At 48.7% G+C, this 17785-nt stretch carries 20 protein-coding genes; 18 read left to right on the top strand and 2 right to left on the bottom strand.

Annotation, left to right across the window (positions count from 1 at the left end; all coding sequences use genetic code 11):
- Window positions 1–152: 152 nt before the first annotated feature.
- Window positions 153–917, bottom strand: a complete 765-nt coding sequence (locus tag LPA26_RS08700; protein WP_229008000.1) for a pteridine reductase — start codon at window positions 915–917, stop codon at window positions 153–155.
- 42 nt (window positions 918–959) lie between these two features.
- Between LPA26_RS08700 and LPA26_RS08695 the strand changes: the two genes are divergently transcribed.
- Together LPA26_RS08695 and trmB are read left to right on the top strand one after the other, a co-directional pair.
- The gene (locus LPA26_RS08695; protein ID WP_229007999.1) at window positions 960–2129 is read left to right on the top strand and encodes a class I SAM-dependent methyltransferase; all 1170 of its coding nucleotides are present in this window, start codon (window positions 960–962) and stop codon (window positions 2127–2129) included.
- Window positions 2130–2438: 309 nt separating this feature from the next.
- Window positions 2439–3152 carry a tRNA (guanosine(46)-N7)-methyltransferase TrmB gene (gene trmB, locus LPA26_RS08690; RefSeq protein WP_229007998.1) on the top strand — a complete coding sequence of 238 codons (714 nt, stop codon included), beginning with the start codon at window positions 2439–2441 and terminating at the stop codon, window positions 3150–3152.
- Between the two features lie 31 nt (window positions 3153–3183).
- On the opposite strand, the gene yihA is transcribed toward trmB, so the two are convergent.
- On the bottom strand, window positions 3184–3819 hold the full coding sequence (yihA, locus tag LPA26_RS08685) for a ribosome biogenesis GTP-binding protein YihA/YsxC (protein WP_055830110.1): 636 nt from the start codon (window positions 3817–3819) through the stop codon (window positions 3184–3186).
- Between the two features lie 158 nt (window positions 3820–3977).
- Here yihA and LPA26_RS08680 point away from each other — a divergent pair, with 158 nt between their 5' ends.
- The 16 genes from LPA26_RS08680 (at window position 3978) to hisD (ending at window position 17781) form a co-directional block, all read left to right on the top strand.
- Window positions 3978–4571: a cytochrome c gene (locus tag LPA26_RS08680; protein ID WP_369814165.1), complete on the top strand. Its 594-nt coding sequence runs from the start codon at window positions 3978–3980 to the stop codon at window positions 4569–4571.
- Window positions 4572–4808: 237 nt separating this feature from the next.
- Window positions 4809–6731: a cytochrome c biogenesis protein ResB gene (locus tag LPA26_RS08675; RefSeq protein ID WP_229008347.1), complete on the top strand. Its 1923-nt coding sequence runs from the start codon at window positions 4809–4811 to the stop codon at window positions 6729–6731.
- A gap of 29 nt (window positions 6732–6760) precedes the next feature.
- Window positions 6761–7906 carry a c-type cytochrome biogenesis protein CcsB gene (gene ccsB / locus LPA26_RS08670; RefSeq protein WP_229007997.1) on the top strand — a complete coding sequence of 382 codons (1146 nt, stop codon included), beginning with the start codon at window positions 6761–6763 and terminating at the stop codon, window positions 7904–7906.
- Window positions 7907–8140: 234 nt separating this feature from the next.
- Entirely contained in the window at window positions 8141–8782 is a 642-nt protein-coding gene (locus LPA26_RS08665) for a type II secretion system protein (protein ID WP_055830107.1), read from the top strand.
- Between the two features lie 129 nt (window positions 8783–8911).
- Window positions 8912–9715 (top strand): ABC transporter ATP-binding protein, encoded by an 804-nt coding sequence (locus LPA26_RS08660; protein WP_055830106.1) that lies wholly within the window; start codon window positions 8912–8914, stop codon window positions 9713–9715.
- Window positions 9715–10500 carry a lipid asymmetry maintenance ABC transporter permease subunit MlaE gene (mlaE, locus tag LPA26_RS08655; protein WP_055868975.1) on the top strand — a complete coding sequence of 262 codons (786 nt, stop codon included), beginning with the start codon at window positions 9715–9717 and terminating at the stop codon, window positions 10498–10500. Before LPA26_RS08660 ends, mlaE begins: the two co-directional genes overlap by 1 nt.
- 37 nt (window positions 10501–10537) lie before the next feature.
- Window positions 10538–11083, top strand: coding sequence for an outer membrane lipid asymmetry maintenance protein MlaD (gene mlaD / locus LPA26_RS08650; protein WP_055830103.1), 546 nt, complete (start codon window positions 10538–10540; stop codon window positions 11081–11083).
- 26 nt (window positions 11084–11109) lie between these two features.
- Window positions 11110–11712: a phospholipid-binding protein MlaC gene (locus LPA26_RS08645; RefSeq protein ID WP_200934442.1), complete on the top strand. Its 603-nt coding sequence runs from the start codon at window positions 11110–11112 to the stop codon at window positions 11710–11712.
- Between the two features lie 18 nt (window positions 11713–11730).
- Complete coding sequence (locus LPA26_RS08640) at window positions 11731–12024, top strand: lipid asymmetry maintenance protein MlaB (protein WP_088178521.1); 294 nt, start codon at window positions 11731–11733, stop codon at window positions 12022–12024.
- A 78-nt stretch (window positions 12025–12102) separates the two neighbouring features.
- The gene (locus LPA26_RS08635) at window positions 12103–13014 is read left to right on the top strand and encodes an ABC transporter ATP-binding protein (RefSeq protein ID WP_200934441.1); all 912 of its coding nucleotides are present in this window, start codon (window positions 12103–12105) and stop codon (window positions 13012–13014) included.
- Window positions 13014–13832 (top strand): ABC transporter permease, encoded by an 819-nt coding sequence (locus tag LPA26_RS08630; protein WP_055868976.1) that lies wholly within the window; start codon window positions 13014–13016, stop codon window positions 13830–13832. Before LPA26_RS08635 ends, LPA26_RS08630 begins: the two co-directional genes overlap by 1 nt.
- Before the next feature lie 78 nt (window positions 13833–13910).
- On the top strand, window positions 13911–14159 hold the full coding sequence (locus LPA26_RS08625) for a BolA family protein (protein ID WP_055830088.1): 249 nt from the start codon (window positions 13911–13913) through the stop codon (window positions 14157–14159).
- Window positions 14160–14191: 32 nt separating this feature from the next.
- Window positions 14192–14500, top strand: a complete 309-nt coding sequence (gene grxD / locus LPA26_RS08620) for a Grx4 family monothiol glutaredoxin (protein WP_055868977.1) — start codon at window positions 14192–14194, stop codon at window positions 14498–14500.
- Window positions 14501–14502: 2 nt separating this feature from the next.
- Window positions 14503–15768: a UDP-N-acetylglucosamine 1-carboxyvinyltransferase gene (murA, locus tag LPA26_RS08615; protein ID WP_229007996.1), complete on the top strand. Its 1266-nt coding sequence runs from the start codon at window positions 14503–14505 to the stop codon at window positions 15766–15768.
- Between the two features lie 51 nt (window positions 15769–15819).
- Window positions 15820–16461, top strand: coding sequence for an ATP phosphoribosyltransferase (gene hisG / locus LPA26_RS08610; RefSeq protein WP_229007995.1), 642 nt, complete (start codon window positions 15820–15822; stop codon window positions 16459–16461).
- A gap of 24 nt (window positions 16462–16485) precedes the next feature.
- Complete coding sequence (gene hisD, locus LPA26_RS08605) at window positions 16486–17781, top strand: histidinol dehydrogenase (RefSeq protein ID WP_229007994.1); 1296 nt, start codon at window positions 16486–16488, stop codon at window positions 17779–17781.
- Window positions 17782–17785: the final 4 nt, after the last annotated feature.

Here is a 17785-nt window from a genome sequence, read left to right as displayed (position 1 = left end):
CGGATAGCGATGTAAAGTCACGCTAAGTCTTTGATTAATCTGGTTGATTTAAATCTCCCATGACTGCTGAATCATTTAATTCAAATGAACAGGCAGACAATTATTTTTATAAAGATTTAGCAAATGATTCGCCAAACTTTTATGTGGATTGCTCAAGTACTCAAGTGGCGGCCGCCATCCACTGCCAATACATGGCCGGTCACAAAAGGCGCGTCATAAATCAGAAACTTCACTGCCTTGGCGATATCTGAGGGTTCGCCGGTACGTTTAAGCAGTGTCTGGTTAACCACTTGCTGGCGATACGCCTCATCAAACTCCTGATTATCATCCGGCCATAACACAGGCCCGGGTGCGACTGCGTTGACTCTTACCTTTGGAGCAAGTTCCTGCGCCAGGGATTTGGTTAAACTGACCAAGCCCGCTTTGGCAGCGCTATAAACAAGGTAATTCTTTTTGGGGCGCTCAATATGCATATCGGTAATATTGACTATGCAGCCCTGACTAGTTTCCAGCGCATCAGCCGCGGCCTGGCTCAAGAATAATGGTGCTTTAAGATTGCTGCCCATCAGGTCTTCCCACTGTTCCGGCTGAATGGTGCCCAGGATAGTCGGATAATAACTGGAAGCATTGTTAATCAGTGCATCCAGTTTGCCAAAGTGTTCCAGGGTGGCTTTGATCAATGCCGGCAAATTAGCCGTTTCAAGCAGGTTACTTTGCTGGATAATGACACTGTCCGCGCGCACTGCATTAAGCTCGGCTTGCAAGGCCAGCGCTTCCGCTGCACTGGTGTTGTAATGCAGCAGAATATTCGCGCCGTGGCTGTGAAGTTCACGCGTAATCGCGGCACCCACACGTTTGGCTCCGCCAGTGATTAACACTACCTTGGATGATTGCTGGGCTGCAGGATTGGAATTCACGGCACACTCTTTATTCTGGACTGCTCACATTATAATGGCTGAATGACTGCGCAAACCATTTCTTCAAGATTGCCCGCACTGGATGCTAGTGCTCAACAACATAGCGAGGCCGTCGTCGCGCATATCCAGCAGCAGATAGATCAGCAAGGCGGCTGGATCACCTTTGCGGACTATATGCAGATGGCTCTATATACACCGCAGCTAGGCTATTACAGTGGTGACGCCAACAAGTTTGGCCGGGCAGGAGACTTTGTCACCGCCCCAGAGATTTCACCTTTATTTGCTAGCGCTGTGGCAAACCAGATTAGCCAGGTGCTCAGTGATTCCGGTGGTGATGTTTTGGAGTTGGGCGCCGGGACCGGCAAGCTGGCGATCGGCATATTGCAACAGTTGAATGTACTTGGGCAATTGCCTGATCATTATTACATCCTGGATGTAAGCGCCAGCTTGCGTGAGAGGCAGCAGCAAAACTTGCAGCAATCCTTGCCTGAAGCGGTTTTTTCCCGCGTGCGCTGGCTGGATACTTTGCCGGAAACAATGACTGGTGTCGTGTTAGGCAATGAAGTGCTGGATGCGATTCCGGTGCATATTGTGTGCTGGAGAAGTGGGCAGTGGCTGGAACGTGGTGTAACTTATAACCAAGGATTAATTTGGCAGGATCGCCCGCTACAAGATTTGTCGCTGGTTCAACATATAGATAGCGACCAGCTACCAGGCGATTATGTCACCGAAGTATGCCCGGCCGCGCAAGGCCTGATCGCCAGTTTGGCGGCAATGTTGCAGCGAGGGTTGATTGTGCAGATTGATTACGGTTTTGCAGCACGCGAGTATTATCACCCGCAACGCAGCCAGGGCACAGTCATGTGCCACTTCCAGCATTATGCGCATGATGATCCGTTTATCTATCCCGGTTTGCAAGACATCACTGCGCATGTGAATTTTACGGCCATGGCTGAAACGGCACTTGCGCATGGCTTGAGTTGTGCAGGCTACACCCCGCAGGCACAGTTTTTAATTAACTGTGGCATTTTGCAGATGCTGGAAGCAGTATCGCCGGAAGACAATGGGCGTTATTTACCTGCGGTGGCGGCGGTGCAGAAGTTGCTCTCCCCGGCAGAGATGGGCGAGTTGTTTAAGGTATTGGCATTGGGTAAGGGGTTGGAATTGCCGTTGGTGGGGTTTTTGCAGGGGGATAAGCGGCATCAGTTGTGATTGCTGTTCTCAGAGCATGCTTTTTAACTACTCAGTACCTTACGTGTATGAAAAGCTGTTGCTCACTTCAATATACTTTAATTGCGGCGGAGGCTGGAATTTAGACAATGTTCATGTTTAGCTTTGTTGCATCTGCTGTGACGTTCTAATCAGTAACTCTTTGGATGGTTGGTGCTCTGTTTCGGCATTTTCTTTCGCCTAGAGGCGAAAAAGAACGCTTAATCCCCCACCCTAAGACTAATTCTCTACAAGAAATCATCTATTCTCCCAAATGCTAAGGAAATTCACGCTCTAAAGTATAATGCGCCCATGAACGAAATCGACCAGTCACTTGAATCTTCTGAAGCTCCTTATCAACGCCGCATCCGCAGTTTTGTCCTGCGCCAAGGTCGTTTGACCAAAGGTCAAGAGCGCGCACTGGAATCTGCCTGGCCGCAATTCGGTATTGAATATGCCGAGCAATCCCTGGATCTAGCTAAAACTTTTGGCCGTGACAACAGCCCGAAAATCCTTGAAATTGGTTTCGGGATGGGTGATGCAACTGCAAAAATTGCCCAGACTTTGCCGGACAGTGATTTTCTGGCAGTCGAAGTGCACACGCCTGGCGTGGGTGGTTTGCTTAAGTTGATGCAGGAAGGCGATATTTCCAATATCCGTATTCTGCAACACGACGCGGTGGAAGTTTTACAGAATATGCTGGCTGATGCCTCACTGGATGGCGTGCATATATTCTTCCCTGACCCTTGGCACAAAAAGCGCCATCACAAACGCCGCTTGATACAAGCCGAGTTTGTGCAGTTGCTATGTTCAAAACTGAAAGCGGGCGCTTACATTCACGTAGCCACTGACTGGCAAGAATATGCTGAATGGGTCTTGGAAGTTTTGCGAGCTGAACCACTATTGCAAAATACGGCGGTGGATTATGCTGAGAAACCAGCCTACAGACCACTAACCAAGTTTGAGAATCGTGGCCTGAAGCTTGGCCATGGTGTATGGGATTTGGTGTTTAAACGTATTGGTTAACAGCGATGGTAAATGTTGGAAACTGCAGCTTCTAATCAGGTAAAGGTTGTTCTGCTGCGGGGTCTGTTTCAGCAGTTGAAAACCATTCTCCCAACACTTTTTCTGCTTCATCCACACCTTGTTTTTTCAGGCTGGAAAATAATTGCACGCTGATTTCTTCACCCCAGGTGTCTTTAAGTTCCTTGCGCACTTTATTCAAGGTGATGGTTGATTCGCCGCGTGACAGTTTGTCACTTTTGGTCAGCAACACATGCACCGGTTTGCCGGTCGGGCAAAACCAGTCCAGCATTTGTTTATCCAGCGGCGTCAGTGGATGGCGGCTATCCATCACCAATACCAAACCGGCAAGGCTTCTGCGTTCGCTCAGGTAACGGGAAAGTACATTTTGCCAGTGCGTGCGCATGGCTTCCGGCACTTTCGCATAGCCGTAGCCAGGTAAATCCACCAGGTGCTTGTCATCACCAAGCGTGAAGAAGTTTATTAATTGTGTACGGCCAGGTTGTTTACTGACAAATGCCAGGCGATTATGGTTAGCCAATGTATTCAGTGCGCTGGATTTTCCGGCGTTCGAGCGTCCCGCAAATGCAACTTCAATGCCGCTTGCAGGCGGGAGGTCACGTAAATGATGTGCCGAGATGTGAAAGCGGGCGTTTTGGAAAACTGGCATGGTGGGGTTGAGTTGCCTCAAGGTTTTATGGACTATTCAGCCATGAATGCTATCACGAACAGGGTTTGTTTGATAAAATGGCGCCAAATAAAATGTTGGGGCATTGAATTATGTTGAAGAGTTTTAAAGCAGGATTGTGTGCACTGCTGGCGATTAGTATGACTATAGCCATTCAGCCTGCATTTGCGGAAGAAGCGGCTACTACCGAAGCCGCACCTGAAGTGAATAGTCCGGATAAAGTGGTGCAAAATGTGTGCGCTGCCTGTCATGGCGCAGACGGCAATAGCGTGATTACGACCAACCCGAAACTGGCGGGTCAGCATCCCGAGTATTTAGTCAAGCAATTGTCTAACTTTAAAGATGGCTCGCGTGCTAACGCGGTGATGTCTGGCATGGCAAGTGCCTTGAGCCAGGAAGACATGGAAGGTATTGCTAAATACTTCTCCAATCAAAGCATCAAGCTGGCGAAAGCGAAAGAAAACGGTAAGGGCTCACTTGGTGAGAAAATTTACCGTGGCGGTATCGCGGCGAATAAAGTGCCGGCCTGTGCGGCTTGCCATGGTGTGACTGGTGCCGGTTTGCCTAAACAGTTCCCGCGCCTGGCAGGCCAGCATACCGATTACACCGTGCAGCAGTTGCGCACTTTCCGCACCGGTGAGCGTGCCAATGCGCCGATGATGATGACGATTGCTGCCAAAATGAGTGATGCTGAAATGCAGGCTGTGGCAGATTACATTCAAGGTCTGCGTTAATCTGCGCAAGATGGATAAAGGTGGCCACGGCCACCTTTTTTGCTAAATGCTGGCAGATCGGGTTTTGCAAAAACGTAAGCAATCATGCAACCTTTTATCGGCAATGTCGTCCACCCATGCGGGTGCAACGTTGTACGTCATAATTTCCCTCTGCTAATCACCTAAGCCAAACCTGAAGAGAGTATATTGAAAGCGTCCGTTCCTTTATCCCAGCGTATTTACGAACTGATGAGTTCCATGCGCTTTGCCGTGAGCTTGCTGACATTGCTCGGCGTGGCTTCGATTATTGGTACTGTTCTTAAGCAAAACGAGCCTTATCAAAACTACATCATCAAGTTCGGCCAGTTCTGGTTTGAGCTGTTTGAGTTACTGGGCCTGCTGGATGTTTACCATGCAGCCTGGTTTTTGCTGATTTTATTGTTTCTGGTGATTTCGACCACGCTGTGCGTTTTTCGCAATACACCGGTGATGCTCAAGGAGTGGAAAGCCTACAAGGAAAATGCTACCGAGAAATCCTTGCGCTTGTTTAGCCACCAGACGAGTTTAACTGCTGCGCAACCTGTTGCAGAGACGCAATCAAGACTGAGTGATTTTTTATCCGCTGAGCGCTATACCTTTAAAAGCAGGCAACAGGATAACGGTGATGTGCTGATGGCGGCACGCTTGGGTACGCATCAGCGCCTGGGCTATATTTTTACGCATACCGCAATTGTCGTGATTTGTTTTGGTGGTTTGCTGGATGGCAATTTGCCTTTAAAAGTGCAGGAACTACTGGGGTTCAAGAAAATTGAAACGCGGGATATCGCTTCGCGCAAAGTACCTGAAGAAAGTCGGCTGGGTGTGAATAATCTGTCGTTTCGTGCCAACATGACCTTGCCTGAAGGAGAGCGCGATAATGTGGCTTTTGTGCGCATACGTGATGGTTACCTGGTGCAGGATTTGCCATTCACCGTAGCACTGAAAGATTTCCGCATTGAACATTATCCTACCGGCATGCCGAAATCGTTTGAGAGCGATATTGTCATTACTGACCCGGAGCTGACCAAGCCGATTGAAGCGACTGTACGAGTCAATCACCCATATATTCATAAAGGGATTGCCATTTATCAGTCCGATTTTCAGGATGGCGGTTCGCAACTCAAATTCAAACTGTGGAATCTGGCGGTAGCTAATCAGGATAGTTTTGATGTGGATGGCGTGATCCTGCAAAAAGGGTCACTGGGAGAAGGGGCGGATAAACTGAGTGTGGAATTCAACGAGTTCCGCCAGTTTAATATCCTGAATTTATCCAAAGATGGTAAAGGCAAGCCACATAATGTCGGGCCGAATACCACCTTGAAGTTACGTAATGCCAGCGGCCAAGCTCGCGAGTATGTGAATTACATGCAGCCATTGCAACTGGACGGTCGTGCCTATTTTGTTTCCGGTATGCGCGAAACCGTTCAGGATGAATTCAAGTATTTGCGGGTGCCGGCAGATGATGAACTTGAAATCACCGGTTTTATGGCTTTGCGCCAGACCATGCGTAATGAGCAATCAATCCGCGACATTGCCAGCCAGGTGGCGAAGCAGATGCCTAGTGGCAATGCGCAGTTGAAAGTGCAGTTTGAGCAAAGCTTGCAGCAGTTGTTGCTTACGTTCAAACGCGGTGGCTACAGTGAGCTTTCTAATATTATTGAGAAAGCAGTACCTAAAGACCAGCGCGAACAAGCTGCGCAAACTTATTTGAAATTATTGAATACGGCTGCATTGCAGGCTTACCAGATCAGCCGTGCGCAGCGAAATCTGGCGCCGGCGCCACAAGATCAAGCGACCGCGATATTTGTTCAAGATAGTTTAAATGCCATGAACGACCTGTTTTTCTATGGCACACCTTATTATTTCCAGTTAAAAGATTACACGCTTAAACAGGCAAGTGGTTTTCAGTTGACGCGTTCGCCGGGGCAGAATTGGGTATATCTGGGCTCTGTGATGCTGGTACTGGGTATTTTTTCTATGTTTTATATCAGGGAACGACGTGTCTGGTTACTAATCAAACCAACACAGCAAGAAGTTTTGCTGGCAATGTCATCCAACCGTAAAAATATGGATCTGGACCAGGATTTTGCACGCATGCAACAGCAACTTACCACGTTGTTGCAAACAGGGCAGGCGGCTTAACTGCTTGTCCGTACATAAAGGGGAATGCGATGAACACATCACCATCATGGACTAAACAACCTTCGTTCTGGCAAACGCTGACCACGTATGACTGGTTATACGCGTTGTTGTTACTGGCAGGCGGATTGTTTTCTTACCAGCGTTACGCTGGCTACATGGATATTTACGAGGTTGGCTTCTTGTTTGGAGCTGTTGGCGTTTTCAGCTACCTGGGCTGGCGCTGGTCGGCGATTGCCAGGCTGGTACTTGGTGTTGCGATTATCAGTTTGCTGGGTGTTTACACTTATCAGGGTGACCTTGCGAATGGCGGACAACGTTTCCTGCTCAAGTTCTTGCTTTCCAGCCAATCGGCAGTGATGTGGATGAATGTATTGTTCGTACTCGCAATGGTGACTTACTGGCTGGCACTGTTTCAGCGCTCGGAATTTACTGCAAAAGTGGCTTCGGCCTTAACCTGGTCGGCAACCTTGTTTGGCTTTGTCGGGCTGATGGTGCGCTGGTATGAGTCTTATTTGATCGCACCTGATATTGGCCATATACCTATCAGCAATTTGTACGAAGTATTTATCCTGTTTTGCCTGATTACTGCCTTGCTTTATTTGCATTATGAGCAGCTATTCAAAACCCGTCAGCTGGGTGGTTTTGTGCTGGTGGTGATCAACGCCGCCGTTGGTTTTATCCTCTGGTATACCTTTGATCGTCATGCGAATGAAATCCAGCCTTTGGTGCCGGCATTACAAAGTTACTGGATGAAAATCCACGTCCCGGCTAATTTTATCGGTTACGGTGCTTTCTCATTAGCAGCCATGGTTGCGGGCGCTTATTTGCTGGTTAAAAAGGGTGTGCTGGCCAGCCGTTTACCTGCACTTCACGTGCTGGATGACCTGATGTACAAAGCGATTGCCATCGGCTTTGCCTTCTTTACCATTGCCACTATTCTGGGTGCGATGTGGGCGGCAGAGGCCTGGGGCGGTTATTGGTCCTGGGATCCCAAAGAGACTTGGGCGCTAATCGTCTGGCTTAACTATGCAGCCTGGTTACACTTGCGCCTGATGAAAGGCTTGCGCGGAACCGTATTGGCCTGGTGGGCGTTGGTTGGCTTGCTGGTTACAACCTTTGCTTTCCTTGGTGTGAATATGTTCCTGAGTGGATTGCATTCATACGGCACTTTATAGTGTGAAAGTTTGGGGATAGAAAACTTATCAAAGATAAAATTTTAAAAAGTAATTCTAAAGAAGGGCAGGCGTGAACGCTTGCCCTTTTTGTTTGAATACTCCAAAAAAGCAAAGCTTAAAATTAACTAATGTTTATTTTATTTAATAAATGTTAATATTTTGAGCGTTGAATCGTTTATGAAAGCTCGATTCAGCATATAAATGCTTTTAAAAATAAATGACAGGAGAATTCAAATGAAGAGGCAACACGGGTTTAGTTTGATTGAATTGGCAATTGTTCTGGTAATTGCAGGTTTGTTGCTGGCAGGCGTGATGCGTGGGCAGGAGTTAATCGCCAATGCAAAAGTGAAGAGTCTGGCTAGCGATTTCAGGAATATCCCAACTTACTTTTATGGCTACCAGGACCGGTTTCGCGTTTTGCCGGGTGATGATCATGCCGCCGGCACCCATTTAAATGGCGGTACTAGCGCCACCACTGCCGGTCAAACACAAAACGGTTTGATACAAGGCGCCTGGAATTCGGATACTGCCACTGATGAGTCTTTCTTGTTGTGGCAACATTTGCGCTTAGGTGGATTGGCCACTGGTGCTACTGACACGGGCAGTACGCAATATATTCCGCGCAACAGTGAAGGTGGCAGGGTGGGTGTCACTAGTGTTGATGCTTTAGGTGCGGTCAGCGCGAATACTTTTAACAGCGCGCATGCCATGTGTTCGGACGGAATTCTTGGCAGATATGCCACTCAGCTCGACACCATGCTGGATGATGGTGCCGGTAATACTGGCGTGATGAGGATATTGGTCAATGGTACACAAGGAGTGGGTGAGGCAACACCGCAACCAGCCACGCCCTACTTAGTTTGCATGAGTTTTTAGTGTAGAATACAACACATCTTTAACGCAAAAAGCCTGTTTTACGGGCTTTTTGTTTTATACGTTTTACATACAGAATTCTCAACGGTTTCTGATTTAGAATGAGAGCCGCTTGCAAAAGAATCCAACCACATGGCCCAATCAATCGTAGAAATAAAAGATCTTTCCTTTGGTTACAAAGGTAAATTGCTGCATCACGGCATCAATATGACCTTTCCTAAAGGTAAGGTGATTGCGATTATGGGAGGTAGCGGTAGTGGTAAAACCACTTTGTTGCGCCTGATAGGCGGTCAACTTAAACCGACCAAAGGTGAGGTGCAAGTAAGTGGCGAAATAGTACACAAACAAGACCGTGACGGTATTTACCGTTTGCGCAGGAAAATGGGCATGCTGTTTCAGCATGGGGCTCTGTTCACCGATTTGTCCGTGTTTGAAAATGTCGCATTTCCGATTCGTGAACATACCGATTTACCGGAAAGCATGATTCGCGACCTGGTACTGATGAAGCTGAATGCCGTGGGCTTGCGCGGCGCGCATGCGTTACGCCCGACAGAGTTGTCTGGCGGGATGGCGCGACGTGTGGCTTTGGCCAGGGCGATTGCGCTGGATCCCAGCATTATCATGTATGACGAGCCCTTTGCCGGACTGGATCCGATTTCGATGGCAGTGATCTGTGATTTGATCCGCAGCCTTAATGATGCCTTGGGCGCAACTTCTATCATCGTCACGCATGATGTGGAAGAAACCTTCCAGTTTGCGGACTATGTATATTTTGTGGCCAATGGCGTCGTTGCCGCTGAAGGTACGCCTGAAGATTTGCGCAAGTCCGAAATGCCGTTTGTACACCAGTTTGTGCATGGCGAAAAAGATGGTCCGGTACCATTCCACTACGCGGCGCCTGAATATCATGCCAGTTTGTTGAGAGGGGCACGTTAATGCGTAAGATCGAACGGCTGCTCAAGAATCTTGGCGCAGGCTTTATTAACAAGATGTGGCGGTTTGGCGCTGGTGCCAGACTGTTTGGGTTAACACTGGTTTCTTCCGGGGAAAGTTTCCGCCGGTTCCGCTTAACGATACGCGAAGTCTATTTCACCGGCGTGTTGTCGCTAATCATCATTCTGGTATCGGCATTCTTCGTCGGTATGGTGCTGGCTTTGCAAGGCTACCACACACTGCAAAAATACGGTTCATCAGAAGCCATCGGTGTATTGGTTGCACTGGCTTTGGTGCGTGAACTTGGCCCGGTGGTGACTGCACTGCTATTCGCCGGTCGCGCCGGTACTGCCATTACGGCTGAAATCGGCTTAATGAAAGCGACTGAGCAGCTTTCTGCAATGGAGATGATGGCGGTCAGCCCGATTGCGCGCGTGATCGCCCCCAGATTCTGGGCGGGAGTGATCGCCATGCCTATCCTTGCCACGTTATTTACCATGATGGGTATTCTTGGTGGCTATATGGTTGCCGTGCCCTTGATCGGCGTGGATGCCGGTTCTTTCTGGTCGCAGATGCAGGCCAACGTAGATTGGGAATATGACATTCTGAATGGCGTTTTCAAAAGCGTGGTATTTGGTGTGGCATGTACGATGATTGCCTTGTTTGAAGGCTACGACGCTCCGCCAACGGCAGAAGGCGTCAGCCGGGCAACGACACGTACGGTGGTCACATCGTCACTGGCAGTATTGGCACTGGATTTTATATTAACGGCGTTCATGCTTGGCTAGAAAAATACTAGATCAAGAGCATTCGTGAGGAGCAGCAATGGAAAAAACAACAATTGATTTATGGGTGGGGATTTTTGTGGCAATGGGTTTTGCAGCTTTGCTGGGACTGGCCATGAAAGTAGGCAACCTGACGACCACTAATATTGGTGAAACTTATATGGTCACGGCGAACTTTGAGAATATTGGTGGTCTTAAACCACGTGCGCCAATTAAAAGCGCTGGCGTAGTGGTGGGCCGTGTTGAAGGAATTAAGCTGGATCCTAAAACTTATGAAGCCGTTGTGAGTCTCAACATCGACAAACGCTTCAGCTTCCCTAAAGATACTTTCGCGAATATTTACACTGCGGGTTTATTGGGTGAGCAATACGTAGGTCTGGAAGCTGGTGGCGATGAAAACAGCTTGAAAAATGGCGATAAAATTATTCAGACACAAGACGCCGTGGTCCTGGAAAAATTGATCAGTCAGTTTTTGTATAGCAAAGCCACTGAAAATGATGACAAACCGGCGAATACCGCTGCGACATCAACCGAAACTGGTGCTGATGCGTTAGATGCAAGTCCATTGGACAAAATTGGTAAGTAATTTAAATGCTTGATAAAGGGAATTCGATGAAAAAATGGTGGATGGCTTGTGCCATGTGGTTGGTAACTGGTGTTGCATTTGCGGGTTTGGCACCGGATCAACTGGTGAAGAAAACTGCGGACGATGTGATTGATGTCATCAAGTCTGACAAGGATATCCAGGCTGGCAACCAGCAAAAGATTTTTGCCTTGGCTGAAGAAAAAATTCTGCCAAACTTTGACTTTGATAAAGTATCACGTTTAGTTTTGGGTAAAAACTGGACAAAAGCGACACCTGAGCAACAATCAGCTTTCCAGGCTGAGTTTAAGACGCTGTTGCTGCGTACTTATGCGACTGCTTTGTCCAAATATAAAAACCAGACCATCGAATACAAGCCTTTCCGTCAGGAAGCTGGCGCAGAAACCGCAACTGTGAAAACAGCTATTCAGCAACCAGGTGGCGAGCCGATCTCTGTCGACTACACTTTGAGTAAAAAAGGCGAAGACTGGAAAGTGTTCGATATCGTGATCGAAAGTGTCAGCCTGGTGACAAACTATCGCAGCCAGTTCGCACAAGAAATCCGCCAGAACGGTTTGGACAGTTTGAACAAAAAACTGGCTGAAAAAAACAAAGCCGCTACTGGTAAATAATTATCTCAAAGGGTCATCGTGGCAACTATTACGCAACAAGAGAATACATTGAGCTTTAGTGGAGATTTGTTGATCAATAATATCAATGATGCTTTGGCTCAGTTGCAGAAGTTACGCCTTGATCCGCCATTGACTTTGGATTTTTCCAAAGTGGAAGAGGTGGATACGGTGGCCGTTAGCCTGATCTTCGAGATTCAGCGACAGTTTCATCATGAGCACGCTCAGGCCGGGTCAGTCTCGGTGGTGGGGGTGCCTGACAACCTGCGTAGTTTGATGCAGTTATATGGTGTGGATAGTTTCTTGTTAAATTAACCAAACACTCAAGTCAGAAAACCCCAGCTCTGTATAGAGGTGGGGTTTCGTTTTTTTAGGATAGTGAAAGGCAACACCGTGGTGGCAGCCGTAAAAATTCAAGGAATAACCAAGCATTTTGGTGCGTTTGAAGCATTGCGTGGCATCGACCTGACCATAGAGCCGGGGGAATTCTTCGCTTTGTTAGGCCCGAATGGTGCCGGTAAATCGACACTCATCAATCTGCTGTCCGGTCTGATCAAGCCAACTAGTGGCCAGATCAGCATCATGGGCCACGATGTGCAAACATCGTATCAGCAAGCGCGGATGGCATTAGGCGTTGTACCGCAGGAGCTGGTGTTTGACCCATTTTTTAATGTTCGCGAAATGATGCGTTTCCAGGCGGGATATTTTGGCTGTGGCCCGGAAAACGATGCCTGGGTGGATGAAGTGATTGAAGGTTTGGGGCTCACCGATAAAGCACATACCAATATGCGTCAACTGTCCGGTGGTATGAAACGCCGTGCCCTTATTGCGCAGGCACTTGCACATAAACCGCCTGTCATCGTGCTTGATGAGCCAACTGCGGGAGTCGATGTTGAGTTGCGCCAAATGCTCTGGGGATTTATCCAGAAGCTTAACCAGCAGGGCCATACCATTATCCTGACCACGCATTATCTGGAAGAGGCGGAAACACTCTGTGAGCGCATCGCGATGATGAAGAGTGGCAAGATTGTGGCACTGGATACTACGCAGCAGTTGTTACGTAGCCATGCTGCCAAGCAGCTGATATTGCGTCTCGAAGGCACGGTGCCGGCGCATCTGCATACTTTCATCAAGCACCAGAAGGAAGATTTGGTTATTTTCAATTTATCAGAAATTGCACAGGTTGAAACGATTTTATCTGCCCTGCGCCAGGCGCAAGTTACGGTAAAGGATATGCAATTGCAAGAAGTGGATTTAGAAGATGTGTTCCTGAATCTGGTGGGTAGTCATGGAGGTCAGGCATAATGAAATCACTTTTAACTTGGCTAAACCCTTTCTACTGGCTGGACAACCATATCAGCTCGCGCAGGCGTGGCGTCTATACTTTGTTCAAAAAAGAGATGCTGCGCTTCTGGCGGGTGGCTTTTCAAACCATTGCATCACCTATCATGACAGCATTGCTGTACCTGCTGATTTTTTCACATGTGCTGGAATCACATGTGAAAGTCTACGACCAAGTCAGCTACACGGCTTTTCTGGTGCCGGGGCTAATGATGATGTCTCTGCTGCAGAATGCTTTTGCTAATAGCTCGTCGAGCCTGATCCAGTCGAAAGTGATGGGCAATATTATCTTCCTGATGCTTACGCCGCTGACTTATATGGAATTTTTTGTAGCGTTCCTGGCGGCGTCAATGATTCGTGGTCTCGTAGTCGGTTTTAGCATTTATCTGGTGGCGCTGTGTTTTGTGGATGTGCCTACTGTGCACCCATGGTGGATCATTACATTTGCTTTGCTGGGCAGTGCGCTACTGGGGACTTTTGGTGTCATTGCCGGTATCTGGGCGGATAAGTTTGACCAGATGGCAGCTTTCCAGAACTTTGTGATTATGCCGCTGACGTTTTTATCCGGGGTATTTTACTCTATCCATTCCTTGCCGCCATTCTGGCAAGCCGTCTCGCAACTTAACCCGTTTTTCTACATGATTGATGGGTTCAGGTACGGGTTTTTTGGGCAGGGCGATGTCTCGCCATGGCTAAGCGTCAGCGTTGTAGGCGTGTTTCTGCTGGCATTAGCGTGGGGTTGCCTAAAGATGTTAAAATCCGGTTATAAATTACGTAGTTAACTGGCTCAGGCAAAGGTGTAAAGCAGGCGCAAGCCTTGCATTTGATCCCTGGCCGAATTGAAATAAAAGCGAGGTTTTGTGTTAACAGCAGCTCAATTGCAATCGTATATCCTGAGTGGGTTGGAATGCGATTATATAAAGGTCAACGGAGACGACGGAACGCATTTTGATGCGGTGGTCGTCAGCTCTTTATTTGAAGGTAAACGCATGGTACAGCAGCATCAAATGGTGTACGCCGCATTGGGTGACCGTATGCGTGCGGAGATTCATGCGCTGGCCTTGCAAACATATACGCCGACACAGTGGCAGCAAATGCAGCAAGCATAAGCGGTGTTTTAACGGAATTGATTGGAGAAAATATGGACGCGCAAGCAAAAATTAAAGACACAGTAACCAATAACAAAGTGGTGCTGTATATGAAAGGTAGCCCGAAATTCCCACAGTGTGGTTTTTCAAATGTGGCGACTCAGATCCTGGATGCCTGTGGCGCTGAATTCGTCGCCATTGATGTTTTGCAGGACATGGATATCCGTGAAGGCATCAAGCAATATGCTAACTGGCCTACGATTCCACAATTGTACGTAAAAGGTGAGTTTATCGGCGGTGCCGACATTATGCGTAGCATGTACCAGAGCGGTGAGTTGCAAACGCTGTTGTCGGAAGCATAATCTTGGACAAACTGATTATTGAAGGCGGCGTGCCTTTGCGCGGCGAAGTTGTGATTTCCGGCGCAAAGAATGCTGCGTTACCGATTTTATGTGCAGGGTTACTGGCTGAAACGCCGCTGGTATTGACCGGTGTTCCCGAATTACGGGACGTAGCTTCTACGCTTAAGTTGCTAGACACCATGGGCGTGAACGTCGGAAAAGACAATGACCGAGTTACGCTGGATGCCAGTGATGTAGCTTCGTTTGAAGCAACTTACGAAATGGTGAAAACCATGCGTGCCTCTATACTGGTACTTGGCCCATTGCTGGCACGTTTCGGCACTGCCCGCGTTTCATTGCCAGGCGGCTGTGCCATTGGCTCGCGTCCGGTAGATTTGCATATCAAGGGTTTGCAAGCCATGGGCGCTGCCATGCATATTACGCATGGCTATATCCAGGCCAGCACATTGCATCTGCCAAATCGCCGCTTGCAGGGTGCCACTTATTATATGGATATGGTCACCGTCACCGGCACTGAAAATCTGATGATGGCTGCGGCACTGGCACAAGGCACAACTGTGTTGGAAAATGCTGCCAAAGAGCCAGAAGTGGTGGATCTGGCAGAATGCCTGAACAAGATGGGTGCAAAAATCAGTGGCGCTGGAACAGATACCATCACCATCGAGGGCGTGGAACGACTGACGGGTGCCGAGCACCACATTGTTTGCGACCGGATTGAAGCGGGCACTTACATGGTTGCCGCCGCGATGACCGGCGGTGAAGTGACATTGAAAAATGCGCGACCAGATTTACTGGAAGCAGTCATCGAAAAACTGCGTGAAGCTGGGGCAGAGATCAGCAGTGATCCCAACAGTATTACGGTCAGGAGTAACGGTCAGTTGAAAGCGATTAATATTCGCACTGCACCGCATCCGGCTTTCCCTACAGATATGCAGGCGCAGTTTATGGCGATGAATACCATCGCTGATGGCGTATCTACGGTGGTGGAAACCATTTTTGAAAACCGCTTTATGCATGTGCAAGAGTTGCAGCGCATGGGTGCCAATATTGAAGTGCAGGGTAATACCGCAGTAGTAAAAGGTATTTCTGCACTCGAAGGTGCCAATGTCATGGCGACTGACTTACGTGCCTCTGCAGGACTGGTGCTGGCAGGATTGGTGGCAGATGGTGAGACGGTGATTGACCGCATCTACCACCTTGACCGAGGTTACGAACGGCTGGAAGAAAAGCTCAATCAATTGGGCGCTAAAGTCCGCAGGTCGAATTAGGTTAAACCAACCCCACAGTCCACATTAAATGATACGCAGGTTAAATAAATCATGATTACTATCGCGCTCAGTAAAGGGCGAATTTTTGAAGAAACCACACCATTGCTGACTGCTGCAGGCATACAGTCACTGGAAGATCCGGAATCTTCACGCAAGCTGATCTTGCCAACCAATCGTGAAGACGTGCGATTGATTATTGTCCGCGCCACGGATGTGCCAACCTATGTGCAATATGGTGCGGCTGATATCGGTATTGCCGGTAAGGATGTGCTGGATGAGCATGGCGGTGAAGGCTTGTACCAGCCGCTGGATTTGAATATAGCCAGATGCAAGATGATGGTAGCCGTGCGCGAAGACTTTGATTATGAAGCCAGTATCCGCCAGGGTGCACGCCTGAAAGTGGTCACCAAATATGTCAAAACGGCACGTGAGCATTTTGCCGCCAAAGGCATGCATGTCGACCTGATTAAGTTGTATGGCTCAATGGAGTTGGGTCCTTTGGTAGGGTTGGCGGATGCGATCGTGGATTTAGTCAGCACCGGTGGTACCTTGCGTGCCAACAAGCTTAAGGCGGTGGAGGAGATCGGTGCGATCAGTTCGCGCCTGGTTGTAAATCAGGCTTCTTACAAGGTGAGTCGCCCTTCGTTGCAACCAATTATCGACAGTTTTGCCAGTGCGATCACGAAAGACTAATGTCATTACGACATATTTAAAGATATGAAGATTAAACGTTTATCTACCCAATCTGCTGATTTCCAGAGCGAGTTGAAAGCCTTGCTGGCATTTGAAACCGCTCAGGACGATAACATCGACCAGGTGGTTGCCAATATCCTCAAGGATGTTAAAGCACGCGGTGATGCCGCGGTGCTGGAATACACTAACCGTTTTGATAAAACCAATGCGGATAGCCTGACGCAACTGGAAATCCCGCAGTCCGAATTGCAAGCTGCGCTAGATGGTTTGCCAGCTGAACAGCGTGAAGCATTGCAAACGGCAGCGAACCGCGTGCGTAGCTACCACGAGAAACAAGTCGTGCAATCCTGGCAATACACCGAGCCGGATGGCACTTTGCTGGGTCAGCAAGTGACGTCACTGGATCGCGTAGGCTTGTATGTGCCAGGCGGTAAAGCAGCGTATCCATCTTCTGTGCTGATGAACGCCATTCCAGCGAAGGTGGCCGGTGTACAGGAGTTGATTATGGTGGTGCCAACGCCTAACGGTGAGAAAAATCCATTGGTATTGGCGGCCGCAGCCGTATGCGGAGTGACTCGCGTATTTTGTATCGGTGGTGCGCAAGCGGTTGGCGCCCTGGCTTATGGTACAGAGACGGTGCCGCAAGTGGATAAAATTGTCGGCCCGGGAAATGCTTATGTAGCCGCGGCCAAACGCCGCGTATTTGGCGTGGTCGGTATTGATATGGTCGCTGGGCCGTCAGAGATTCTGGTGATCAGTGATGGTAAAAGTAACCCGGACTGGACAGCGATGGATTTGTTCAGCCAAGCCGAGCACGATGAGTTGGCACAAGCAATTCTGCTTTCCCCGAGTGCTGAATTTTTGGATCAGGTGCAGGCGAGCATAGAGCGGCAAGTCACTGACATGCCACGTCAGGAAATTATCCGCACTTCGCTGCAAAACCGCGGTGCATTGATCCAGGTAAAAGATTTGGAAGAGGCTGCCGACATTTGTAACTTCATTGCGCCGGAGCACTTGGAGTTATCAATGGATGACGCACTCGCTTATAGTAAAAAGGTGAAGCACGCCGGTGCCATTTTCATGGGCCGTGATACCTGCGAAGCCCTGGGTGATTATTGTGCCGGGCCAAACCACGTGTTGCCGACTTCACGTACGGCACGCTTCAGTTCTCCATTAGGTGTTTATGATTTCCAGAAGCGCTCAAGCCTGATTATGGTTTCTAGCGAAGGCGCGCAAACTCTAGGTAAGGTCGCAGCGACGTTAGCATACGGCGAAGGCTTGCAAGCGCACGCACGCAGCGCTGAGTACCGTTTGAAATAAGGCT

It is taken from the genome of Methylophilus sp. Leaf408 (genome assembly GCF_916856905.1).
Taxonomy (GTDB): Bacteria; Pseudomonadota; Gammaproteobacteria; order Burkholderiales; family Methylophilaceae; genus Methylophilus.
This window is presented reverse-complemented; position numbering and strand designations above follow the sequence as displayed.